At 72.8% G+C, this 21,660-nt stretch carries 26 protein-coding genes; 17 read left to right on the forward strand and 9 right to left on the reverse strand.

Annotated elements, in window-relative coordinates; genetic code table 11:
- Positions 1 to 5 precede the first annotated feature (5 nt).
- The 7 genes from DEJ32_RS01390 to DEJ32_RS01420 form a co-directional block, all read right to left on the reverse strand.
- Positions 6 to 911: an NAD(P)-dependent oxidoreductase gene (locus tag DEJ32_RS01390; RefSeq protein ID WP_181420547.1), complete on the reverse strand. Its 906-nt coding sequence runs from the start codon at positions 909 to 911 to the stop codon at positions 6 to 8.
- Positions 908 to 2,101 (reverse strand): cytochrome P450, encoded by a 1,194-nt coding sequence (locus DEJ32_RS01395; protein WP_110900077.1) that lies wholly within the window; start codon positions 2,099 to 2,101, stop codon positions 908 to 910. The genes DEJ32_RS01390 and DEJ32_RS01395 overlap by 4 nt, the downstream gene beginning before the upstream one ends.
- Complete coding sequence (locus tag DEJ32_RS01400) at positions 2,098 to 2,907, reverse strand: glycosyltransferase family A protein (protein WP_110900078.1); 810 nt, start codon at positions 2,905 to 2,907, stop codon at positions 2,098 to 2,100. Before DEJ32_RS01400 ends, DEJ32_RS01395 begins: the two co-directional genes overlap by 4 nt.
- Positions 2,908 to 2,977: 70 nt before the next feature.
- Entirely contained in the window at positions 2,978 to 3,214 is a 237-nt protein-coding gene (locus DEJ32_RS01405; RefSeq protein ID WP_110900079.1) for a hypothetical protein, read from the reverse strand.
- Positions 3,215 to 3,356: 142 nt separating this feature from the next.
- Positions 3,357 to 4,244 (reverse strand): SMP-30/gluconolactonase/LRE family protein, encoded by an 888-nt coding sequence (locus DEJ32_RS01410; protein WP_181420548.1) that lies wholly within the window; start codon positions 4,242 to 4,244, stop codon positions 3,357 to 3,359.
- 64 nt (positions 4,245 to 4,308) lie between these two features.
- The gene (locus DEJ32_RS01415; protein ID WP_110889759.1) at positions 4,309 to 4,857 is read right to left on the reverse strand and encodes an alternate-type signal peptide domain-containing protein; all 549 of its coding nucleotides are present in this window, start codon (positions 4,855 to 4,857) and stop codon (positions 4,309 to 4,311) included.
- Positions 4,858 to 4,975: 118 nt separating this feature from the next.
- The gene (locus tag DEJ32_RS01420; RefSeq protein ID WP_110900081.1) at positions 4,976 to 6,547 is read right to left on the reverse strand and encodes a peptide chain release factor 3; all 1,572 of its coding nucleotides are present in this window, start codon (positions 6,545 to 6,547) and stop codon (positions 4,976 to 4,978) included.
- Between the two features lie 138 nt (positions 6,548 to 6,685).
- Here DEJ32_RS01420 and DEJ32_RS01425 point away from each other — a divergent pair, with 138 nt between their 5' ends.
- Entirely contained in the window at positions 6,686 to 7,096 is a 411-nt protein-coding gene (locus DEJ32_RS01425; RefSeq protein WP_110900082.1) for a type II toxin-antitoxin system PemK/MazF family toxin, read from the forward strand.
- Here the strand turns inward: DEJ32_RS01425 and DEJ32_RS01430 are convergent.
- Positions 7,020 to 7,421 (reverse strand): MerR family transcriptional regulator, encoded by a 402-nt coding sequence (locus DEJ32_RS01430; RefSeq protein ID WP_110900083.1) that lies wholly within the window; start codon positions 7,419 to 7,421, stop codon positions 7,020 to 7,022. The two genes, DEJ32_RS01425 and DEJ32_RS01430, sit on opposite strands and share 77 nt — an antisense overlap.
- Positions 7,422 to 7,514: 93 nt before the next feature.
- Here DEJ32_RS01430 and DEJ32_RS01435 point away from each other — a divergent pair, with 93 nt between their 5' ends.
- From DEJ32_RS01435 to DEJ32_RS01445, 3 genes are all read left to right on the forward strand, one after another.
- Positions 7,515 to 8,216: an SDR family oxidoreductase gene (locus DEJ32_RS01435; RefSeq protein WP_110900084.1), complete on the forward strand. Its 702-nt coding sequence runs from the start codon at positions 7,515 to 7,517 to the stop codon at positions 8,214 to 8,216.
- A gap of 125 nt (positions 8,217 to 8,341) precedes the next feature.
- On the forward strand, positions 8,342 to 8,560 hold the full coding sequence (locus DEJ32_RS01440) for a hypothetical protein (protein WP_110889764.1): 219 nt from the start codon (positions 8,342 to 8,344) through the stop codon (positions 8,558 to 8,560).
- A gap of 182 nt (positions 8,561 to 8,742) precedes the next feature.
- Positions 8,743 to 10,332, forward strand: coding sequence for a Na+/H+ antiporter (locus tag DEJ32_RS01445; protein ID WP_110900124.1), 1,590 nt, complete (start codon positions 8,743 to 8,745; stop codon positions 10,330 to 10,332).
- A 63-nt stretch (positions 10,333 to 10,395) separates the two neighbouring features.
- Here DEJ32_RS01445 and DEJ32_RS01450 read toward each other — a convergent pair whose 3' ends face one another.
- A complete protein-coding gene (locus DEJ32_RS01450; protein ID WP_110900085.1) occupies positions 10,396 to 10,995 on the reverse strand; it encodes an ABC transporter ATP-binding protein in 600 nt (199 codons plus the stop codon).
- Between the two features lie 80 nt (positions 10,996 to 11,075).
- Here DEJ32_RS01450 and aztB point away from each other — a divergent pair, with 80 nt between their 5' ends.
- The 13 genes from aztB to DEJ32_RS01515 all read left to right on the forward strand — a co-directional run bounded on the left by aztB (position 11,076) and on the right by DEJ32_RS01515 (position 21,660).
- Complete coding sequence (aztB, locus tag DEJ32_RS01455; RefSeq protein ID WP_110900086.1) at positions 11,076 to 11,990, forward strand: zinc ABC transporter permease AztB; 915 nt, start codon at positions 11,076 to 11,078, stop codon at positions 11,988 to 11,990.
- Complete coding sequence (locus DEJ32_RS01460; protein WP_110900087.1) at positions 11,915 to 13,135, forward strand: ABC transporter; 1,221 nt, start codon at positions 11,915 to 11,917, stop codon at positions 13,133 to 13,135. The genes aztB and DEJ32_RS01460 overlap by 76 nt, the downstream gene beginning before the upstream one ends.
- Positions 13,132 to 14,055 carry a metal ABC transporter substrate-binding protein gene (locus DEJ32_RS01465; RefSeq protein ID WP_181420549.1) on the forward strand — a complete coding sequence of 308 codons (924 nt, stop codon included), beginning with the start codon at positions 13,132 to 13,134 and terminating at the stop codon, positions 14,053 to 14,055. Before DEJ32_RS01460 ends, DEJ32_RS01465 begins: the two co-directional genes overlap by 4 nt.
- Positions 14,056 to 14,081: 26 nt before the next feature.
- A complete protein-coding gene (locus tag DEJ32_RS01470; RefSeq protein ID WP_181420550.1) occupies positions 14,082 to 15,293 on the forward strand; it encodes a hypothetical protein in 1,212 nt (403 codons plus the stop codon).
- A 215-nt stretch (positions 15,294 to 15,508) separates the two neighbouring features.
- On the forward strand, positions 15,509 to 15,796 hold the full coding sequence (locus DEJ32_RS01475) for a flagellar FlbD family protein (RefSeq protein ID WP_110900089.1): 288 nt from the start codon (positions 15,509 to 15,511) through the stop codon (positions 15,794 to 15,796).
- A 1-nt stretch (position 15,797) separates the two neighbouring features.
- On the forward strand, positions 15,798 to 16,610 hold the full coding sequence (locus tag DEJ32_RS01480; protein WP_110824883.1) for a motility protein A: 813 nt from the start codon (positions 15,798 to 15,800) through the stop codon (positions 16,608 to 16,610).
- A gap of 2 nt (positions 16,611 to 16,612) precedes the next feature.
- Positions 16,613 to 17,542 (forward strand): flagellar motor protein MotB, encoded by a 930-nt coding sequence (locus DEJ32_RS01485; RefSeq protein WP_110900090.1) that lies wholly within the window; start codon positions 16,613 to 16,615, stop codon positions 17,540 to 17,542.
- 66 nt (positions 17,543 to 17,608) lie between these two features.
- Positions 17,609 to 18,490, forward strand: coding sequence for a flagellar motor switch protein FliM (locus DEJ32_RS01490; protein ID WP_110825195.1), 882 nt, complete (start codon positions 17,609 to 17,611; stop codon positions 18,488 to 18,490).
- Positions 18,487 to 19,200, forward strand: a complete 714-nt coding sequence (gene fliN / locus DEJ32_RS01495) for a flagellar motor switch protein FliN (RefSeq protein ID WP_110900091.1) — start codon at positions 18,487 to 18,489, stop codon at positions 19,198 to 19,200. The genes DEJ32_RS01490 and fliN overlap by 4 nt, the downstream gene beginning before the upstream one ends.
- Positions 19,201 to 19,205: 5 nt before the next feature.
- Positions 19,206 to 19,775, forward strand: coding sequence for a flagellar biosynthetic protein FliO (locus DEJ32_RS01500; protein ID WP_110900092.1), 570 nt, complete (start codon positions 19,206 to 19,208; stop codon positions 19,773 to 19,775).
- Entirely contained in the window at positions 19,772 to 20,599 is an 828-nt protein-coding gene (gene fliP / locus DEJ32_RS01505) for a flagellar type III secretion system pore protein FliP (RefSeq protein WP_110900093.1), read from the forward strand. Before DEJ32_RS01500 ends, fliP begins: the two co-directional genes overlap by 4 nt.
- 24 nt (positions 20,600 to 20,623) lie before the next feature.
- Positions 20,624 to 20,899, forward strand: coding sequence for a flagellar biosynthetic protein FliQ (locus DEJ32_RS01510; RefSeq protein ID WP_110824888.1), 276 nt, complete (start codon positions 20,624 to 20,626; stop codon positions 20,897 to 20,899).
- Complete coding sequence (locus tag DEJ32_RS01515; protein WP_110824889.1) at positions 20,899 to 21,660, forward strand: flagellar biosynthetic protein FliR; 762 nt, start codon at positions 20,899 to 20,901, stop codon at positions 21,658 to 21,660. Before DEJ32_RS01510 ends, DEJ32_RS01515 begins: the two co-directional genes overlap by 1 nt.

Raw genomic sequence — 21,660 nt, forward strand, 5'->3', positions numbered from 1 at the left:
CCTGCTCAGCTCGGGCGCAGGGCCGCGAGCCGTGCGAGGGTCCCCGGCTCGGGCGCCCACCCGAGGAGTTCCTCCGTCCCGCCCACGTCGTAGGTGCGCTCGAGACCGAGCTGCCGGACCGAGTACGGGGAGATGCCCGACCGGCCCCGGGCGACCGCGGCGACGTGCCGAGCGGTGCGCATCGGCACGTGCACGACCCGCAGCGGCCGGCCGACGACGGCCCGGAAGGCGTCCCCGATGGGGACCGGGTCGTCGTCCGTCACGTTCACCGCGTGCGTGCCGTCGACGTCGGCACGGAGTGCGGCGAGGACGGCGGCGGCGAGGTTGTCGACCCAGGTGAGCGCGTGGGGGGCGCGTCCGCCCAGCGGGAGCGGCAGCACCCCGTACCGCGAGGCACGCAGCACGCGGGGGAGCAGCGTGGCGTCGCCGGAGCCGTAGACGGCGTGCGGGCGGAGGATGACCGCCGACGCGCGGCGGGCCGCCACGAGCTGCCCTTCGTTCGCGAGCTTCGACTCACCGTAGGTGCCGAACCAGCGGTAGCGGCCCGTCGCCTCGGCCGGCTGGGCGCGGACGGACGGGCGAGCGAGGTCGTACACCGAGGACGAGCTGACGTGGACGACCCTGCCCGTCGTGAGGGCGAGCGCGGATTCCATGATCCGGGAGTTCCGGTCGAACATGCCCCGGTCGAACCCGTCCCGGACCTCCGCTGCGCAGTGGACGAGCGGCACGTCCCCGAGCCGCGGCACCCGGGCGCGACCGGCGGCGAGGTCGACGTGGACGTGCTCGTCGGCGCCGCCCCGACCGGGACGGCGCCCGAGGTCGATGACGTGGTGCCCCTCCCGCTTCAGGGCCGAGATGACCCGGCCCCCGACGAACCCGCTCCCGCCGGTGACGGCGACGGTGCTCGTCACGGCGTGCGCTCCGCACGGACGACGAGCCGGCTGTAGGAGGCGGCCATCGTGCGCTGCTTCCGCACCCGTGACCGGACCCGGAGCGGACCGGCCGCCGCGGCCGCACGGGCGAGCGCCGCTGCGAACACCTCCGCCTCGAGGGTGGCGAGCGGCATCCCGATGCAGAAGTGCGCTCCGGCGCCGAACCACAGCTGCCGCATCTCCTTCGGCACGGGGCGGGAGGGGTCGAAGTCGCCGGCCCGGGCACAGGCGAAGATGTTCGCGAGGATGATCCGCTCCCCGGCGCGGACACGGACGCCGTCGACGCGGTGGTCGCGGAGCACGCTGCGGATCATGACGGGTGAGGGCACGGTGACGCGCATCGCCTCCGCGACGGCCGCGGGGACGTCCTCGGGGTGTCGGGCCAGGTGGTCGAGGTGGCCGGACTCGATGACCAGGTTCGTGAAGCGCGGGACGAAGCTGACGATCGTCTCGGTCCCGGCCACGATCATCGCGGTGACGACCGACACGGTGTCCTCCTCGGTGATCCCCTCGGCTCGCATGAGCGCGGGGACCGTCCCGGGAGCGGCCGCTCGGTAGGCGGCGCGGGTGCTCGCGTTGAGGACGGCGAGCTTCTCGTGGACCACCGCGAGTTGCGCGTCCGAGAACTCCTTCGTCGTCAGGGTGACGAAGCCGAGGATCTCCCGGGCCCGGCCGAGCTGCGCCGCGGCGTCGTCCTCCGGGTACCCGGTCAAGCGACAGATGATGAGCGCGGCCGCGCGTTCGATGACGGCCACGACGTCGACGTCCTCGCGTCGGCCCACCGCGTCCTCGAACCGGTCCATCTCCGGGGTGAGCACCTCGTCGACGATGCTGCGGAGGAACCGCTGCGAGAACAGGGGGGTGAGCTTCCGGCGCAGGTGCGCGTGCTCCTCCCCGTCCATGTTGAGCAGGCCCCTCGGACCGATGATGGGCGTCCAGAGCCGGTCCGAGCCTCCCGGCCCGACCTTCGAGTAGGTGACCGGGTTGAGGAGGATCTGTCGCATCCGCGCCGCGTCGCTGACGACGACCCCGAGACCGGGGACCCGCACGACCCGGCCGAGCCGGGTGATCCCGCGGAGCGCCAGGTAGCCGGCACGGTGGGCGTGCAGGACGACGCGGCGGTCCTCCCGCGTGGCTCGTCGCGCGGCACGCGCGTCGATGCCGGTCACGGTCGGACGTCCACCGTGCTCGTGGACCGCGGGCGGTACCGGTGGCCGGCGTACCAGGCGAGCGACCGGACGATGCCCCACACGGCGATCCGGCGGACGGACATCGTGACGACCATCTCGCGGTGCAGGCCGTACCGGTCCGTCACCCGCCGGACGGCGTTGGTGAGGTCGCGGTCCTCGTGCGTGTCCTCGATGGCGGTCCGCGGGAACCCGCCGACGCGCTCGTACAGTTCGCTGGTGATGGCGAGGTTGTTCCCGGCGACCATCACGTAGGGGCCCTGGTACTGCCTGCCCCGGTTCTCCGGCAGGAGGCGCCCGCACCAGATCGCGACCTCGTTGACGACGCACAGGAACCGGTAGCGGAGCGGCCCGACCGGGAGGTCGTCGCGCCGTGGCAGCGTCAGGCCGCCGAAGAACAGGTGGTCCGTCTCGGTGAACAGGCGCTTGACGGTGGCGGTCCAGTCCGGGGCCGGGATGCAGTCCGCGTCCGTCCGGACGAGGTGCGTGCACCCGGCGGCGATCGCGGCGCGGGCGGCGGTGTCCGATGCGGCACCGGTGCCCTTCTGCCGCTCGACGACGACCTGCCAGGACAGGTCGTGCCGACGGACGTGGTCGGCGACGATCCGCTCCGTGCCGTCGGTCGACCCGTTGTCGCAGACGACGACGGTGAAGTCCGGGTCGACCTGGTCGCGGAGCGCGTCGAGCAGACCGGGGACGAGGCGCGCCTCGTTCCAGGCGGGGACGATGACACCGAGACGGATGCCGGCGCTCGTCTCGGGGTTGTCGGACGGGACGGTACGGGACATGGTCGCTCTCCGGACTGACGGAACTCGTGCGCGCGGTGCCGCCGAGGCGGGGTCGTGCGCGGACGGCTCGTCAGGCGACGGAGGACATCCCTGCGGCACCGGAGGTCCCGGCGTGCGCTGCCCTCGAGATGCCCTCGGCGGTCGACCGCGCTGCGTCCATGTCGGCGACCGCGCGGTCCCCGACGGCCCGGTCCGGACGTCCCAGGTGGCCGAGGACTCTCCGTCGGCGGCGGTCCTGCAGCTCGAGGACGACGAGTGCGGACACGACGAGCACGGCCACGGCGGTGAGTGTCAGGACGACGATCACGGTGTTCCCCCCTTCCCGGACGATGTCCGGTAGGGACAACCTAGCGGCCCGGGGACCGCTGCTGGGAACGGTCTCCTGGGAGCGTGTCGGATCGTCCCGGGGGACTGCCGTCCCGGGGACTGCCGTCCCGGGGGACTGCCGGTCAGGCGCCGTCCGGCGCGACAGTCGGCGGCCCGGGGACGGCGACCTGCACGGCACTGATCCGACCCGCGCGTGTCTGCGCGGTGGTGGCCGGGTCGTAGCTGTCCGCGGTGGCGAGGTACAGCGTCCGGCCGTCGGGTCCGCCGAGCGCGCAGTCGATCGCGCAGAGCCCGGGGGCGTCGATGCGGTCCGTGACCTCGCCGCCCTCGACGACGCGCAGGAACTCGCCCGTGTCGACCGAGCAGACCCAGATCGCCCCCTCGCTGTCCACCGTGCTCCCGTCGGGTGTGACCCCGTCCGGCAGCGCCGCCCACTCGCGTCGTCCCGTCAGGCTGCCGTCCGGCTCGATGTCGAACGCGGTCAGACGGCCGCCCCAGGTCTCGCTGACCACCAGGGTCCGCGTCCCGGGCAGCACGTTCGCACTGTTCGGGAACACCAGTCCGTCCGCGGCGAGCCGGGAGGAGCCGTCCCGGTCGATCACGTACAGCGGGCCGGGGCGCAGCTCCTCGCCGCCGTACAGGTCGTACCCGAACGCGCCGATGTACGTGCGGCCGCTCTCCGGGTCGACGACCAGGTCGTTCAGGAGCGACGGCTCGGTGGCGGACAAGTCCGCGAAGACGCTCGTCGTCCCCACGGCGTCCACCGCCACGACCGTGCGGGACTCCATCGCGCTGACGACGAGCCGTCCGTCGGGCAACCACCCGAGCCCGGACGACTGGCCGTCCACGGTGGTCTCCAGACGCGGCCCGTCCTCCGTGCCGGGGTCGATCGAGAAGACCTCGCCCGTGTGCATGTCGGAGTACCAGAGCCGCCCGCGGTACCAGCGGTTCCCCTCGGGGAAGCGGATACCGGTGACGACGTCGGTCGCGGACTGCAGGGTGGTGTGCACACCCCCAGCCTGCCACCCGGCCCGGCGTCCGCGCACGGGGAGGACGTGTGCCGGACGACCGGGCTCAGGGTCCGATCGGCTTCTGGGTGAGCGTGAACGCGATGCCACTGAGGTCGATGGACTGCCCCTTGCCCGTCGTGACCTCCGACGAGAGCCCGATCGTGAAGGTGACGTCGAGGACCGAGGTACCGTGCGTCGGTGTCACGGTCCACGAGGTGCGGCCCGCGGGCGCGAGGCTCGAGCTGGTGGAGGCGAGCGACAGGGACTGCGTCGACGCGGCGATGAGTTCCGCGTCGCCCGTGATGCTCTGCGGCACCCAGGTCAGGTCCGCCGTCAGGTCGTCGCCGGTCGCCGTCACGTCCAGCGTCTGGTGGAACTGGTACGCGTTGCCGGGGACCATCCGCACCGTCGTGATGTCGACCACGTCCGACCGACCGTTCGTGATGTCCGTCCACACGCCGTCCGGGTTCGCGGACAGCGCGAGCGTGCCGGAGGAGACCGTCGCCGGACGGGTGGAGGCCTCGGCGTTCCAGAGCGCGAAGGTGCCCGCGCCGCCGAGGAGGAGAGTGAGGCCGCTGGCGCTGGCGACGACACCGGTGACGATCTTGTGCATTGGGAGCCCGTTCGGGTCGGGTCGGTGGATGCCCCGACCGTACCGGTCCCCAGGAGTGCGGACACGGGACGCCCTCCGCTTCGTGCGGCCCCAGATCGAGGGGCACGCGCACCGCTGGTCAGACGGGAGCCGGCAGCTCCAGACCCGACAGCTCGCGCATCACCGAGTTGAGGTGCCACTGGTCGCGGAACAGCCCGTACCGGTCGCGGTCGGTGGTGACGATCTCGAGGTCGCGCCGCTTCTCGAGGATCGCGAAGTCCGCGTCCGTGACGGTGCGGACCATCGTCCACGGCAGTGGCTCGACCCGGACGGCGGTGCCGAACTCGGCCATCAGGCGTGAGGTGAGGACCTCGAGCTGCAGGGACCCGATGACACCGACCATCGGCGCCTGCGCGGTCCGGCGCTCGGAGTGCAGCAGCTGGACCACGCCCTCCCCGGCGAGCTGCTGCATGCCCTTCCGGAACTTCTTCGCCGTGCTCGGGTCGGTGGGGGCGACCGTCGCGAACATCTCGGGTGCGAAGCGGGGGAGCGGCTCGAACTCGACCGGTTCCTCGCTGAAGAGCGTGTCCCCGGGGTGCAGCATCGTCGCGTTGACCAGGCCGACGACGTCGCCGGGCCAGGCGAGGTCGACGGTGTCGCGCTCGCGTCCGAACACACTCAGCGCGTGCTTCGTGTTGAACCGCCGACCGGACTGGGCGTGGGTCAGCATCATGCCGCGGTCGAACCGGCCGGAGCAGATCCGGACGAAGGCGACCTGGTCGTGGTGGGCGGGGTCCATGTTCGCCTGCACCTTGAACACCTGCGCGGCGAACGGTTCGGTGACCGGCCGGGCGGCACCGTCCGCGGTTCGGCGGGGCAGGGCGGCGGGTGCGGCGTCGCGGAGGAAGCGGAGCAGGTCGACGGTGCCGACGTGCTTGGTGGCGACGCCGAAGAACACCGGCATGCTCATCCGGTCGTGGAAGTCGCCCTGGTCGGGCAGGCCGCGGACCTCGCGGGTGAGCTCGACCTCCTCGACGGCGGTCCGCCAGGCGGCACCGAGCATCTCGGCCGCCTCGTCCGCCGACCGCTCGGTCGTGACCGGCAGATGCCCGCCGCCGCTCGACTCGAAGGTCGTCAGCGTCCCCTTCGCGGTGTCGACGAGGCCCTGCAGGTGCCCGGCCTCGCCGACCGGCCAGGTCACGGGCGTCGGGGTCCGGCCGGTGCGCTCCTCGAGTTCGTCGAGCAGGTCGAGCGCCTCGCGTCCGGGCCGGTCCCACTTGTTGACGACCGCGATGACGGGGATGTCCCGCGTGCGGCAGACCTCGAACAGGCGGATCGTCTGCGCTTCCATCCCCTTGGCGGCGTCGATGAGCATGACGGCGCAGTCGACGGCGGCCAGTGCGCGGTAGGTGTCCTCGGAGAAGTCGGCGTGACCGGGGGTGTCGACGACGTTGATGAGCGTGCCGCCCGCGTCGAGCTGCACGACGGCGGAGCTGATGGAGATCCCGCGACTGCGCTCGATCTCCATCCAGTCGGAGACGGTCGCTCGGCGGGTCGCCTTCCCCTTGACCGCACCGGCTTCGTCGATGGCGTCAGCGGCGAGGGTCAGCGACTCGGTCAGGGTCGACTTGCCGGCGTCCGGGTGGGCGATGACGGCGACCGTGCGGCGGCGCTCCGCTTCCCGCTCGATGACCGTGGCCTCCGCCGTCATGCCGAGACCCGGCCGTGGCGTCGTCCGACGGTGTCCTCTGGGCGTTCCGGCATCTGCACCCGACGACGATACCGACTGCACCTGACACCAGACGAACGACGGGGGTAGCCGTCGCCGGACGGGCGCCGGTATGACCGGTTGCAGCAGGACTGGCTCCTGGCGAGCGACATCGCGACCGTCCTCGTGGTGCCGCTCACGTCGGACACCGCCCTGGAGGCGTTCCCCGGCAACGTGTTCGTCCCACGTGGGACGTCCGGGTCGGAGAAGGACTCGGTGGCGGTCGTGTCCCAGATCGGTCCGGTGAGCCGCGAGTACCTCGACCCGTACCCGGCGGGCCGTCTGCCGACCTACCTGCTCCGCGAGGTCGGTGCAGGGGTCCGGCTCGTCACCGGGATCTGCAGCAGCACGCCGTCACCGGTCGAGCCGGACCACCGGCCCGGCGGCGGACTGCCCACCGGCAGCGGAACGCCCGTCAGGCCGCCGCCGCGCCGACCGTCGACGGCTCCGTCCGGAGCGCCGGGCAGTGCTCGGGTGTCGGGTGCTCGCTGATGTCGATGACCTCGTCGAGCCGGTCCCGCGCCGCCGTCAGCTCGGCGAGCTGGGCCGTGATCCGGTCGCGCTCCTGCACGAGCAGGGCGAAGCTCTCGGGCGTGGCCTGCCCGGCGTCGACGCACGGCAGCAGTCGGACGATGGTCCGGCTCGGCAACCCGGCGGCGAACAGCTGCTGGACCAGCCGGACCCGGTCGACGGCGTCCGAGCCGTAGGTCCGCTGCCCGCTCGCGGTGCGGGTGGCGGCGAGCATCCCCTGCTCCTCGTAGTAGCGGAGCGAGCGGACGCTCACCCCGGTCTCGGCAGCGAGGTCCCCGATGCGCATGTCGTCTCCGTCCCGGGTTTGCCCCTGACACTGATGTGAGGTCCTACCGTAACCGAGCCGGAGCGGGACGGACCCGTCCGGCGGAAGGACACCATGGACATCACCGGATCGGTCGCGCTCGTCACCGGCTCGAACCGCGGCATCGGACGCCGCTTCGTCGAGCAGCTCCTGGAGCGCGGCGCCACGAAGGTCTACGCGACCGCACGCCGTCCCGAACTCGTGGACGTCCCCGGCGTGACGGTCCTGCCCCTCGACATCACCGACCCCGCGTCGGTCGCGGCGGCAGCAGTCGCAGCGCCCGACGTCACGCTGCTGGTGAACAACGCGGGCATCTCCTCCTCCGGATCGCTCCTCACCGACGACCTCGCCGACGCCCGCCGCGCGGTGGACACGCACCTGTGGGGCACCCTCGAGGTGGTGCGTGCGTTCGCCCCCGTCATCGAGCGGAACGGCGGCGGTGCGATCGTCAACGTCCTGTCGGCGCTGTCCTGGTTCGCCGCCCCCGGCGCGGGCGGCTACTCCGTCGCGAAGGCCGCCGAGTGGAACATGACGAACGCCGTCCGCCTGGAGCTCGCGAGTCGCGGCGTGACGGTGCAGGGCCTCCACCTCGGCGCCGCGGACACCGACATGATGGCCGGCTACGACGGCCACATGACCGATCCGGCCGACGTCGCCCGCGCGTCGCTGGACGGTGTGCAGGCCGGCGCGGCCGAGGTCCTCGTCGACGACTGGAGCCGCATGGTCAAGGCGTCCCTCGCGGCCGACCCGACGCTGCTGACCGACCAGCTCGGCTGACCGGCCGCCGGCGGCACCGCCCGGGGCCGGACGCGGCCCGGGCCGGACGTGGCCCGAGGTGGACGGGAGGCCCGGCGCACGACGTGTGCAGCGCCTCCCGTCCGTCGATGCGGGAGGATGGGGACGTGGACGGACAGGGACAGCAGCCGCGCTGGCGGACGACGTGGTCGATGGTGCAGGTCGGGGTCCTCACCGCTGCGGTGGTCGGGTGCATCGTGCTGCTCCTGACCGGCGACGGGACGCTCGACCGGGTCTACGCGGTCGCGCTCGTGTTCTTCGGGATCGCCCTGCTCGGCCACGTGACGTTCCTGGTCCTCACGAAGCGGGCCGAGCGGGGGCGCTGAGCCGCTCCGGACGCGCTGTGGCCGCGCCGCTGCTCCGCGCCGTTGCTCCGCGCCGCTGCTCCGCGCCGTTGCTCCGCGCCGCTGCTCCGCGCCGTTGCTCCGCGCCGCTGCTCTGGGGCGCGGTTCGCTGTGCGGACCAGGCGTGAGCGCGGACACCACCGCCCTGGCAAGCTGTGCTCCTCATGGAACTCATCGCACCCGAACTCGTCGTCGTGCTCGTGGTCGCGATCGCCGTCGCCACCGCCGTCTCGAACCGGCTGCGTGTCGCGCCCCCGGTCCTGCTGCTCGCCTTCGGTGCGGGGATCGCGTTCATCCCGGTGTTCCGCGAGGTCGAGCTGCCCGCGGACGCCGTGCTGCTGCTGTTCCTGCCGGCACTGCTGTACTGGGAGAGCCTGACGATCTCGCTCCGGGAGATCCGTGCGAACCTGCGCGGCATCGTCCTGATGGGGACCCTCCTCGTCGTGCTGACGGCCGGCGGGGTCGCGACGCTCCTGCACCTGCTCGGCATGCCGTGGGGTCCGGCCTGGGTGCTCGGTGCCGCGGTCGCCCCGACCGACGCGACCGCCGTCGGTGCGCTCACGCGGTCCCTGCCGCGGCGCAACACGACGGTCCTCCGGGCCGAGTCGCTCGTCAACGACGGCACCACGCTGGTGATCTACGGCATCGCGGTCGCGGTGACGGCGGGGGAGCAGGAGCTCACCTTCTGGAACGTGTCCGGGATGCTGCTGCTGTCCTACGTCGGCGGGATCGCCGCGGGGCTGCTGACCTCGTGGCTCGGGATGCTCGTCCTCCGTCGGGTGCACGCGGTCGTGCTCGAGAACCTGCTGACGCTGCTCGTGCCGTTCGCCGCGTTCCTGGTCGCCGAGGCGGTGCACGCCTCCGGTGTGCTGGCGGTCGTCGTGGCGGGCCTGGTCGTCAGTCAGGTCGCTCCGAAGCTCGACCGGGCGGAGACCCGGCAGCAGGTGCGGTCGTTCTGGTCGTTCGCCACGTTCCTGCTCAACGGCGCGCTCTTCGTGCTCGTCGGCATCGAGGCGACGATCTCGGTCCGGGCCCTGACGGGCGGGGAGATCGCGGTCGGCCTCGGGCTGATCGGCGCCGTGTCGGTGGCCGTCGTCGTGCTCCGCTTCGCGTTCCTCAACCTCACCTGGGGCACGGTGCGGCTCGTGACCCTCCGGACGGGAGGCTCGCCCCGCGAAGGACACCGCGACCGGTTGGTGAGCGGGCTGACCGGGTTCCGCGGCGCGGTCTCGCTCGCGGCTGCGGTCGCCGTCCCCCGGATGGTGGAGAGCGGCGGCGCGTTCCCGGACCGGGACCTCATCGTCTTCGTCACCGCCGGCGTCGTCGTGGTGACGATCGTCGGCCAGTCGCTCGTGCTGCCGGCGGTCGTCCGCTGGGCGGCGTTCGACGGCAGCAACGAGGTGGTCGAGGAGCGTCGGTCCGCGGAGCGCGTCGCGATCGAGGCGGCGCTCGACGCCCTGCCGAAGCTGGCGCGCCGCGTCGGCGCCGACGCCGAGATCGTCGACAGGATCCGCGACGACTACGAGGGCCACCTCGCGCTCGTGAAGGCCGAGGAGAGCGACGACGACGACCACCCGTTGCTGCAGCAGCGCGGGACGGCGGTGGAGCTCGAACTGGCGCTCGTGCGACTCAAGGCGGCCACGGTGCTGCGGCTGCGGGACGAGGGGGAGATCGACGACCTCGTGCTCCGACAGGTCCGTGCCGAGTACGACGCCGAGGAGACCAGGCTGCTCCGCCTGGACCAGCGCGGCTGACCGGCTCGACCAGCGCGACCGACCGGCCACGCGGACGGTCCGGTGACTGGACGGTCGCTCGCGTCAGGTGAGGGTGCCGCGCTCGAGGGTGAGCACCCGGTCGGCTGCGGCGAGCGCCTCGGGGTCGTGGGCCGCGTGCACGACGACCGCACCCCGGCCGGCTTCGGCGGCGAGGGCGTCGAGGACCAGCCGGAGCGAGCGCGCGTCGACGCCGGCGGTCGGTTCGTCGACGAGCAGCACCGCAGCCTGCTGCGCGAGTCCCATCGCGACGAGTGCGCGCTGGCGCTGCCCACCGGACAGTGTGTCGAGCGGGCGGTCGGCCAGCCCGACGAGGTCGAGGCGCGCCAGTTGCTCGTCGACGACCGCGCGGTCGCGGGGCCGCAGGGGGCGCCACCACGGCACGGATGCCCACCGGCCCATCGCCACGGCGGCACGCACGGTGAGCGGCGGGCCCGGGGTCGACACCGACTGCGCGACGTGCGCGACCGAGCGCGGCGACACGCCGCTGACGGTGCCCTCGGCCGCGGGGAGGACCCCGGCGACCGTCTCGAGCAGGGTGGACTTGCCGGAGCCGTTCGCGCCGGCGACGACCGTCACGGCACCGGGCTCGAAGACCGCGTCGGCTCGGTGCAGGACCGCCCGCTCACCTCGTCGGACGGTCACGGAACGGAGTTGGACGGATCGGGGCGACACCTGAGCAGATTAGCAGTAAGGAGAATCATTCCCATGTAGCGTGGTCGCCCGTGACCTGGCTGACCGACCCGTTCTCCGTCGACTTCATGCTCCGTGCCCTCGTCGCCGGAGCCACGGCCGCGGTGCTGTGTGCCGTCGTCGGGACCTGGGTGCTCGTCCGGGGGATGGCGTTCCTCGGCGAGGCGCTCGCGCACGGCATGCTGCCCGGCGTCGCGGTCGCCACCCTGACCGGCGTCCCGGCCGTGCTCGGCACCGCCGTGAGTGCCGGCGTGATGGTCGCGGGCGTGCAGGCGCTCCGTCGCCGTGGCGGCCTGTCGTACGACACGGCGATCGGCCTGCTCTTCGTCGGCATGCTCGCGCTCGGGGTCATCATCGTGTCCGGGTCCCGGTCCTTCGCCACCGACGTCACCGCGATCCTGTTCGGCGACGTGCTCGCGGTCACCACCGCCGACCTCGGCACGCTCGCGGTCGCAGCCGGTGCCGCCCTCGCCGTCGCCGCGGTGTTCCACCGACCCTTCACGGCCGCGGCGTTCGACCCGCGCAAGGCCGCGACGCTCGGCTTGCGGCCGCGCCTGGCCGAGGTCGTCCTCGTGGCGCTCGTGACCCTCGCCGTCGTCGCCTCCTACCGGGCCGTCGGGACGCTGCTCGTCGTCGGGCTGCTCCTGGCCCCCGCCGCGGCCGCCCGTGCGTGGACCCGCGGCACCGGCCCGACCATGGCGCTCGGCGCGGTGCTCGGGGTGGCCGCGGTCGCGACCGGCCTGCTCGTCTCCTGGCACGCCGGCACCGCCGCCGGCGCGAGCATCGCCCTCGTCGCGATCGTCGCCGTCGTCGTCTCGCACGGTCTCCGCCGTGCGACCCGTCTCCTCGTCCACCGTCCCCGGAAGGAACCATGCACCACCTCCGCACCCGACCAGCCCCGATCGCCGTCCCGGCAGCGCTCGGCGTCGCTGCCGCGCTCCTCCTGAGCTCCTGCTCCGCACCGGACGCCGACCCGCCCGGCGCCTCCGGTGGACCGTCGTCCGCCTCGGCGAAGCCGCACGGGTTCGTCGAGGGCGCGTCCGAGGCATCCGAGCCCCAGCTCCGGCTGCTGCTCGCCGACGCCGCCGGGAGCGTCGCCGTCCACGACCTGCTCGCGGCCGAGACCGAGTCGCTCGACGACGTCCCGGCTCCCGAGCACGCGGCGACCGACGGCCGGTTCCTCGCCACGAGCGACGGGGAGCGGACGACGATCGTCGACGGCGGCGCCTGGACCGTCGACCACGGCGACCACACGCACTACTACGACGCCGCGGCCCGGGTCGTCGGCAGCCTCGACGGCGCAGGGCCGGTCACGATCGCCTCCTCGGAGTCGACCACGACCCTCGCCTGGTCGGCGTCCGGCCGGGCGGTCGCCCTCGACCGCGACGCCCTCGGCCAGGGCGAGGTGCGGGAGACCGCGAGGGTCGACGACGCCGGCGTCCTCCTGCCGCTCGGCACGCTCCTCGTCTCCGGTGACTCGGCTGGGGACCGCGTCCGGGTGCTCGACGCCGCGGGGGAGCCGACCGGCGTCGACGCCACGTGCGTCGACCCGGCCGGCGGCATCGTCACCCGTGTCGGCGCGGTCGTCGGGTGCGCGGACGGCGCGGTGCTCGTCACCGAGGACCCGGACGGCGGCGACCCGGTCGTCGAGACGGTCGGCGTCGCTGCCGGGTCGACGCTGCCGCGCGCGACCGACTTCGCGAACCGCACCGGTCGGCCGACCGTGGCCGCCCTCGCCGGGGACACCGGCTACTGGTTGCTCGACACCCGGGAGCGCTCCTGGCAGCACGTCCCGACCGACCGCCCCCTGCGCCAGGTCGTCGCGGTCGACGACACCGACGAGCACGTGGTCGCGCTCGATGCGGACGGACGGGTCCTCGTGTGGTCCGGGGGGGACTCCGCTCCCGTGACGACCGAGCCCCTCGTGTCGTCCGCTGCCGGTGCGACCCTGCAGCTCGACGCGCAGCGCGCCTACCTCTCCGACCCGGAGGAGTCCGTCGTGCACGAGGTCGACTTCGCCGACGACGCCCGGGTCGCCCGCTCCATCGACGTGCCGGTCCGGCCCGACGTGCTCGCCGAGGTCGGCCGGTGAGCGGCGTCAGGCGGCTCGCGGTCGTGGCGGCCGTCGCGGTCGTGGCCCTCGGCACGACCGGGTGCTCCGCGGCGGAGCGTGACGACCGACCACTCGTCGCGGTCACGACGAACATCCTCGGCGACGTCGTCGAGCGTGTGGTCGGGGACAGTGCCGACGTCATGGTGCTCATGCCACGCGGTGCCGACCCGCACTCGTTCGAGGTCTCGGCGCAGGAGGCCGCCCGGCTGCGGACCGCGGACCTGGTCGTGGAGAACGGCCTCGGGCTCGAGGAGGGCGTCGCACGCCACGTCGCGGCTGCCGCTTCCGACGGGGTCCCGGTGTTCACCGCGGGGGAGGCGGTCGACGTGCTCGAGTGGACGAGCGAGGACGCCAGCGGCCTCGATCCGCACTTCTGGACCGACCCGGCCCGCATGACCGCCGTCGTGGACGCGCTCGGCGAGGAGCTCCACGAGGTCCCCGGGCTGGACGACGGCGCGCTCGACAGGGCACTCGAGGGCTACCGGGACGACCTCGAGGCGCTCGACGGGGACATGACCGCCGCGTTCGCCGCGCTGCCGGAGGACCGCCGTGCCCTCGTGACGAACCACCACGTGTTCGGGTACCTCGCCGACCGGTTCGGCTTCCGCGTGGTCGGGGCCGTGATCCCGAGCGGCACCACCCTCGCCTCGCCGAGCGCCGCGGACCTCCGCGACCTCGCCGCGGCGATCGAGGACGCCGACGTGCCGACGATCTTCGTCGACGCGTCCCAGCCCGCCCGTCTCGCCGAGGTGCTCGCGGACGAGGTGGACGTGCACGTCGCGATCCGGTCCCTCGCCACCGAGTCCCTCACCGCCGAGGGTGAGGGCGCGGCGTCGTACCTGGAGATGATGCGCTCGAACACCGACGCCATCGTCGACGGCCTGTCGGTTGGCGGATGAGAATGAGAATCAATACAGTGTCGGTCATGACGAAGAAGACCCTCCTCGCCCCGGCCGTGCTGCTCGGCGCGTCCGCCCTCCTCCTGACCGGGTGCGCCGGCTCCGGGACCCCCGCCGCCAGCGACAGCGCGTCGCCCGGTCCGGACGCAGCGGGTGCCGACACCGGCCACCGCATCGCCCTCACCTACGACGGCGGCCTGCTCGTCCTCGACCGCGACCTGCAGGTCGTCGGTGACCACGCCGTCGGCGGCTTCACCCGCGTCAACCCGGCCGGCGACGACCGCCACGTGATGGTGACCGTCCCCGACGGCTTCCGCGTGCTCGACACCGCGGCCGGCACCAGCGCCGACTCCGCCCTGACCGACGTCACGTTCCCCGCCGACACCGGTGGGCACGTCGTCGTCCACGGCGACCGCACCGCACTCTTCGCGGACGGCTCCGGCGACGTCACGACGTTCGACACCGCCGACCTGGCGAGCGCCGTCGAGGGCGGCGGACTGCCGGAGGTCGACACGACCGAGTCGGAGGCCGCACACCACGGCGTCGCGATCGAGCTCGAGGATGGCACCCTCCTCACCACCATCGGCACCGAGGAGTCGCGCTCCGGCGTCCGCGCCCTCGACGCCGACGGTCAGGAGACCGCCCGCTCCGAGGAGTGCCCCGACGTGCACGGCGAGGGCACGGTGGCCGACGAGGTCGCCGTCTTCGGTTGCTCCGACGGCGCGCTCGTGTACCGGGACGGCGTGTTCGAGAAGGTCGACGCCCCGACCGAGTACGGCCGCAGCGGGAACCTGTTCACGACCGAGTCGTCGAGCATCGCGGTCGGCGACTTCAACGACGACCCCGACTCCGAGGGCTACCTCCTCGACCAGATCGCCCTGATCGACGCCGCGACGGGCGACTACCGTGTCGCCGACATGCCGGACGGCGTCGGCTTCACCTTCCGTGACCTGGCCCGCGGGCCGGAGGACTCCGCGGTGGCGCTCGGCAGCGACGGCGCCCTGCACGTGTTCGACGAGGAGACCGGCGAGGAGCTCGACAGCTTCCCCGTCATCGACGAGTGGGAGGGCCCCGCCGAGTGGCAGGACGCCCACCCGGCGCTGAAGGTCCTCGACGACGTCGCGTACGTCACCGACCCGGCCGAGCGCACCGTCACGGCGGTCGACCTCACCAGCGGTGACGTCATCGCCACCAGCGACCGCCTGCCGGGCGTCCCGAACGAGATCGCGGTCGTCTGACCGGTCCGCCGCGACCCGACGGACGGGAGGCTCGCCACCAGCCGGTGACGAGCCTCCCGTCCGTCGTCCGGTCGCCCCGGGCGAACGCGCCTCGGCTGCGTCCGCACTTACGGGGACGCGCCGGGAGCCGATAGTGCGCACTGACCACCCACGGACGGGCGGTCGAACACCTGCCCCACGGACGGCGGCGGGTCGATCGAGAACCAGGACGGGCCATGATCGTCGTCACACGACTCAACGGCAGCGGATTCGCTGTCAACCCCGATCTCGTGGAGCGCATCCAGGAGACGCCGGACACGACGCTCATCATGGTCGACGGGGCGAAGTACATCGTCCGCGAGTCCCTGGCCGAGGTCATCGAGCGGATCGCCGCGTACCGCGCCCGGATCGTCAGCATGGCCTACGGGACGGACCTGCCGTCGACGCGGGACCTGACCACCACCGGGCCGCAGCCCACGCTCGCCCCCGTGGCGACCCTCCGCTCGCAGGACGGGGGGCGCTGAGATGGACATCGCGACCATCATCGGGATCCTCCTGGCCTTCGGCGCCCTGTTCGGCATGGCGCAGATGGAGCACGTCGAGATGGCGGGGCTCTTCCTGCCCGCACCGATGCTCCTCGTGTTCGTCGCCACCATCGGCTGCGGCGTCGCGAGCACGACCCTCAAGGACGCCCTCGCCGCCTTCAAGACCGTGCCCAAGGCGTTCACGGGCAAGGTGACGCCGCCGCAGACCGTCATCGACGACGTCGTCGGGCTCGCCGAGACGGCCCGCGCGAACGGCCTGCTCGCCCTCGAGCAGGAGGCCGACAAGCACGACGACCCGTTCATGAAGAAGGCCCTGCAGAACATCGCCGACGGCACGGACGGCGACGAGCTCCGGATCCTGCTCGAGGACGAGATCGAGTCGAACGCGGCGCCGATGCGGAGCGCGAGCGCGTTCTTCATGGGCCTCGGCGGTTTCGCCCCGACAGTCGGCATCATCGGCACCGTCGTCTCGCTCACCCACGTCCTCGCGAACCTCGGCAAGCCGGACGAGCTCGGGCCGCTCATCGCGAGTGCGTTCGTCGCCACGCTCTGGGGCCTGCTCACCGCGAACTTCCTCTGGCTGCCCTTCGGCGGCAAGCTCCGCAAGCTCGCGCAGCTCGAGTCCGACCGGCAGACGCTCCTCATGGAGGGCCTCCTCGCCGTGCAGGCCGGCAGCCAGCCTCGGCTCCTCGGGGAGCGCCTCACCGCGATGGTGCCGCCGAGCGCCCGTGGCGCATCGGGCAAGGGCGGGAAGAACAAGTCCGACGCCGACGACCAGCAGCTGGCGGCCTGACCGTGAGCGCGAACCCCCGCGGTCGCGGACGCGGCCGGAAGAAGGGCGGCCACGACGAGGCCGAGCACCCCGACGAGCGCTGGATGGCCTCGTACATGGACATGATCACGGTGCTCATGTGCATGTTCCTCGTGCTGTTCGCGATGTCCTCCGTGGACCAGGACAAGTACATGGCCCTCAAGGAGTCGCTCGCCACCGGGTTCGGCGAGGTCGAGTCGCAGAAGATCGACACCGCCTCGGGGACCATCGTCACGAAGGACGAGGTCGAGGACGGCACGGGCTACTCGGTGGACAAAGCACAGGCCGACCACTCCACGGCGGCGTCCGGTGCCGAGGACACGAACGCCGACCCAGCGGCCGCCGTCGTGCCGGCATCGGCGACGAAGGCCGACCTCGCGGCGGCGAAGGAGGAGCTCGACGACCTGCAGGCCATCGAGCGGGCCATCTCGGGGAACCTCGAGAAGGCCGGGCAGGACGCCAACGTCCAGTTCCGCCTCGACTCCCGCGGCCTCACCGTCCGGCTCGTCGGCAGCGACACGTACTTCGGCACGAACAGCGCCGACCTCTCCGACCAGGCGAAGCAGATCATGGACGCCATCGCGCCGGTGTTGCGCGGTGCCGACCACGACGTCAGCGTCGAGGGGCACGCCGACAGCCGGAACTCCACCGCCCCGTACGCCACGAACTGGGAGCTCAGCTCGGCCCGCGCGACCGGGGTGCTCCGGGACCTCGTCGAACGCGGTCAGATGCCGGCCGAGCGCATCCAGTCCGTCGGCTTCGGGTCGAGCCGCCCCCTGGCCAAGGGGACCCGGGAGCAGGACCTCGCCCTGAACCGCCGCGTTGACATCGTCGTCCTGTCGAACGCCGACCAGGACGTCAGCGCCCTCATGCCGGCCCTCGCCTCCGCGCAGGACGGGGTTCGCACCGGGTAGCGCCACGTCGCCCCAGAAGAGGGGCCAGAGCTGACGGCCGCCCGCCGGTGGCCGAGAGTACGCTTCGTGACCGAGACCCTGACCGCGCCCGAGGTGTACGACTTCGCGCGCCCGTCGACGCTCGCGCGTGAGCACGCCCGGGTCCTCGAGCTCGCCTTCGAGACCTTCGCCCGCCAGTGGGGCACGCAGCTGACCGCGAAGGTGCGCGTCCTCAGCCAGGTCACGTGCGAGCAGGTCGCGATGATGACCTACGACGAGTACGCCGCGTCGCTCCCCGCGCTCACCGGCATGGTGCTGCTGCCGATCGAGGACGTCGCCGCGAAGGGCGTCCTGCAGGTGCCGCTCGACGCCGCCCTGACCTGGGTGTCGCACTCGCTCGGTGCCTCGAAGCCGCTGCCGACGCCGGAACGCACCTTCACACCGATCGAACAGGCACTCGTCCGCCGCCTCGTCGAGGACGCGCTGGACGACCTCCGCTACTCGCTCGGTGGGCTGCTCGAGCGCCCGGTGTCCGCCGGCGCCTTCCAGTTCAACAGCCAGTTCGCCCAGGCCGCGCAGAAGTCCGACCTGATGATCGTCGCGTCCTTCGAGATCCGTGTCGGCGACCGCATCGCCGACGGCACCCTCGCCCTCCCGGCCGAGGCCGTCCTCCCGCAGCTCGTCGACCGGCCCGCCGACGTCTCGACGGCCGACGCGAAGGCCCTCATCGACGCCCAGCTCGCCGCCGTGCCGGTGGGCGTCGCCCTGCGCTTCGCCCCCGCGACCGTGCTGCCGGCCCAGGTGCTCGGCCTCGCCGTCGGCGACGTCCTGCCCCTGCCGCACCCGCAGCACCGCCCGCTCACCATCTCCGTCGACGGTGAACCCGTCGGCACCGCCGCCGTCGGCGCGAACGGCTCGCGGCTCGCGGGCGTCGTCGTCACCACCACCGCATCGGAGCCGTCCGCATGACCGTCGTCACCTCCACGCTGCACACGACCGCCGCCGAGGCGCTCGCGAGCGCGTTGCCCACCCCCGTCCCGCTCGTCGCGACCGTCCAGCCGGGAGGCCCCACCCCCGACCTGCAGGCGCGCGCGGTCGACGCCGTGGTCGCCTCGTTCGTCGGCGGCGTGTCCGCGGACCTCGCGGTGGTCCTGCTCGACCTGGGCGGCATCACCGCCGCCGGTGGCGTCGAATCCGGGCTCGTCTCGGTGGCCGACGTGCTCCGCCCGTCGCTCGAGGCCGCGGTCGCACCGCTCGGCGCCGGCGTGCTCGGCGAGGGCCGCCGCGAGTCCGCCGCCGCGCTCGTCGCCGACCCGGAGACCGTCGTCTTCGCCCTCAGCGGTGCCGGGGCCCCGGCCGGCTGGGTCGCCGTCCGGATCCGCGAGAACGGCACCGTCGCCGAGACCGTCAGCGCGGCGCCGACCCTGCCCGCGGGCAACCTCGGCCGCATCAACAGCGTCGAGATGACCCTGACCGTCGAGATCGGTCGCACCCGGATGTCCGTCCGCGACGTGCTCGGCATGGAGCCCGGCGCGGTCGTCGAACTCGACCGCTCGGCCGGGGCGCCCGCCGACGTCCTGCTCAACGGCCGCCTCATCGCCCACGGCGAGGTCGTCGTCGTCGACCAGGACTACGCGGTCCGCATCACCAAGATCCTCGACGTCGCCGAGACGGTCTGACCCCGGTGGACACGCTCGTCATCGCGCTCCGCGTCGCGCTCTCCCTCGGCGTCGTGCTCGCCCTCATGTGGGTGCTGCACCGACGCATGCAGAAGGGGCAGTTCGGCGCCGCCCGCGCGCGCGGGCGTCGATCGGCCTCGGTCGAGGTCGTCGGCCGTCAGGCGATCGGCGGCAAGGCGAGCGTCGTCGTGGTCGACGTCGATGGTGAGCGGCTCGTCCTCGGCGTCGCCGAGCAGGGCGTGACGCTCCTCACGAGCGGGCAGGCGCCCGCACCGGAGCTGACGATCGTGACGGGTCCGGTCGCGCTGCCGACGGCCGACGCGTTCGGCGCGGAACTCGACCGGCAGGACCAGGCCGCACCGGGCCTCCCGGCCGTCGCGACCGCCCCGGCCGACGCCGAGGGACGCGTCACCGACCCACTGCCGCTCCGGCCGCGCGGCCGCCGTGCCCACCGGACGGTCCGTGCGGCGGACACGCGGGTCGTCCCGACCGCGGCCCAGCTGCAGGGGTCGATCCTCTCGGCGGACACCTGGCGCCAGGCAGCGTCGGTCCTCCGCTCGCGGCGGACCGGGTGAGCGCCGCCCGCACGGGCAGGCTCCTGCTGTTCGTCCTCCTCGGGCTGACGGTGGTCGCCGGCTTCCTCATGCTCACGACCACCGGAGCGCACGCCGCCGGCGTCGTCGAGCCCACCGCCCCCGCGGCGCCGTCCGCGCCCGCGACCCCGTCGACGGGTGGTTTCAGCGTCGACGTGAACGGGCCGGACGGCACCCCGTCGTCCGCCGTCGTCACACTCATCGGGATCACGTTGCTCAGCGTCGCCCCGGCGCTGCTGCTCATGATGACGTCGTTCACGAAGATCTTCGTCGTCCTCGCGATGACCCGGAACGCCCTCGGCCTGCAGTCGATCCCGCCGAACCAGGTGATCGCCGGACTCGCGCTGTTCCTGTCCCTCTTCGTGATGGCACCGGTGATCGGCCATGTGAACGACGACGCCCTGCAGCCCTACCTCGCCGGGAAGATCGACTTCCAGCAGGCCGTCGACGCCGGGACCGCACCGCTGCGCACCTTCATGCTGCACCAGACCCGGGACGAGGACGTCGCCCTCATCACCCGCGCGGCCGGTCGGGACAACCCCGCGCGGATGGCCGACGTGCCGATGACCACGGTCATCCCGGCGTTCGTCATCTCCGAGCTGCGCAGCGCGTTCATCATCGGGTTCGTCATCTTCATCCCGTTCCTCGTCATCGACCTCGTCGTCTCCGCGGCCCTCATGTCGATGGGCATGATGATGCTCCCGCCGGTGATGATCTCGCTGCCGTTCAAGATCCTGCTGTTCGTCCTCGTCGACGGATGGGGTCTCATCATCACGTCCCTCATCGAGAGCTACCACGTTGTCTAGCGCGGTCCGGCCCGGGAGGCACCCGTGAACCAGCAGGCGGTCATCGACCTCACCCTCCAGGCGCTCCTCGTCGCGGGGAAGCTCGCCGCGCCCGTCCTCGTCACCTCGCTCGTGGTCGGGTTCGCGATCTCGCTGTTCCAGTCCGTGACGCAGATCCAGGAGGTCACGCTCTCGTTCGTGCCGAAGGCCCTCGCCGTCGCCGTCGCGCTCGTCGTCTGCGGCAACTGGATGATCTCCGAGATGGTCGCGTTCACGCACGTGGCGTTCGACATGATCCCGAAGCTGCTCGGGAGCGGCTGATGGAGCTGCTGTTCGACGCGGCCCGGCTCGAGGGCACGATGCTCGCCGGCGTCCGGCTCGTCGCGTTCTTCGTCGTGGCCCCGCCGTTCTCCTACCGCGCGTTCCCCGGCGTGGTGAAGGTCATCCTCGGCCTGGGGCTCGCGATCGGCGTCGCACCGAAGGTGACCGCCGGCTACGAGCAGCTCGACACCGCGACCTTCCTCGTCGCGCTCGTGACGCAGCTGCTCGTCGGCCTCGTCCTCGGCTTCATGGTGTACCTCGTCTTCGCCGCGGTGCAGTCCGCCGGAGCGCTCATCGACCTGTTCGGCGGCTTCACGCTGGCGCAGGCGTTCGACCCGCAGTCGCAGGTGAACGGCGCGCAGTTCACCCGCCTGTTCCAGATGGCGTCCCTCGCGCTGCTGTTCGCCTCCGGCGGGTACCAGCTCATCATCGGGGGACTCGTCCGCTCGTTCGACGGGGTCCCGCTCGTGGACGGACGGTTCCCCATCGACGGTGTCGCCCCGATGCTCGTCGCGGCCTTCGGGCAGATGTTCCTCGCCGCGCTGCAGATCGCCGGGCCGCTCGTGGTCGTGCTCTTCCTGGCCGACGTCGGCCTCGGGCTGCTCACGCGTGTCGCCCCCGCCCTCAACGCGTTCCAGATGGGCTTCCCGATCAAGATCGGGCTCACCGTCCTGTTCGCCGGCGCGCTGTTCATGGCGCTGCCGAGTGTCGTGTCGTCCCTCACCGGCGACGCCGTGCAGGCCATCACGGGCAGGGGGTGA

Origin of the sequence: Curtobacterium sp. MCPF17_046 (genome assembly GCF_003224295.1) — a bacterium.
In the GTDB taxonomy this organism is placed as follows: domain Bacteria; phylum Actinomycetota; class Actinomycetes; order Actinomycetales; family Microbacteriaceae; genus Curtobacterium.

Bases quoted from the DNA above. Each gene is read 5' to 3' on its own strand.
- DEJ32_RS01400 (WP_110900078.1), bottom strand. From the start codon at position 2,907: ATGTCCCGTACCGTCCCGTCCGACAACCCCGAGACGAGCGCCGGCATC.
- DEJ32_RS01415 (WP_110889759.1), bottom strand. From the start codon at position 4,857: ATGCACAAGATCGTCACCGGTGTCGTCGCCAGCGCCAGCGGCCTCACT.
- DEJ32_RS01420 (WP_110900081.1), bottom strand. From the start codon at position 6,547: ATGACGGCGGAGGCCACGGTCATCGAGCGGGAAGCGGAGCGCCGCCGC.
- DEJ32_RS01430 (WP_110900083.1), bottom strand. From the start codon at position 7,421: ATGCGCATCGGGGACCTCGCTGCCGAGACCGGGGTGAGCGTCCGCTCG.
- DEJ32_RS01435 (WP_110900084.1), top strand. From the start codon at position 7,515: ATGGACATCACCGGATCGGTCGCGCTCGTCACCGGCTCGAACCGCGGC.
- DEJ32_RS01445 (WP_110900124.1), top strand. From the start codon at position 8,743: ATGGAACTCATCGCACCCGAACTCGTCGTCGTGCTCGTGGTCGCGATC.
- DEJ32_RS01460 (WP_110900087.1), top strand. From the start codon at position 11,915: ATGCACCACCTCCGCACCCGACCAGCCCCGATCGCCGTCCCGGCAGCG.
- DEJ32_RS01470 (WP_181420550.1), top strand. From the start codon at position 14,082: ATGACGAAGAAGACCCTCCTCGCCCCGGCCGTGCTGCTCGGCGCGTCC.
- DEJ32_RS01475 (WP_110900089.1), top strand. From the start codon at position 15,509: ATGATCGTCGTCACACGACTCAACGGCAGCGGATTCGCTGTCAACCCC.
- DEJ32_RS01480 (WP_110824883.1), top strand. From the start codon at position 15,798: ATGGACATCGCGACCATCATCGGGATCCTCCTGGCCTTCGGCGCCCTG.
- fliN (WP_110900091.1), top strand. From the start codon at position 18,487: ATGACCGTCGTCACCTCCACGCTGCACACGACCGCCGCCGAGGCGCTC.
- DEJ32_RS01515 (WP_110824889.1), top strand. From the start codon at position 20,899: ATGGAGCTGCTGTTCGACGCGGCCCGGCTCGAGGGCACGATGCTCGCC.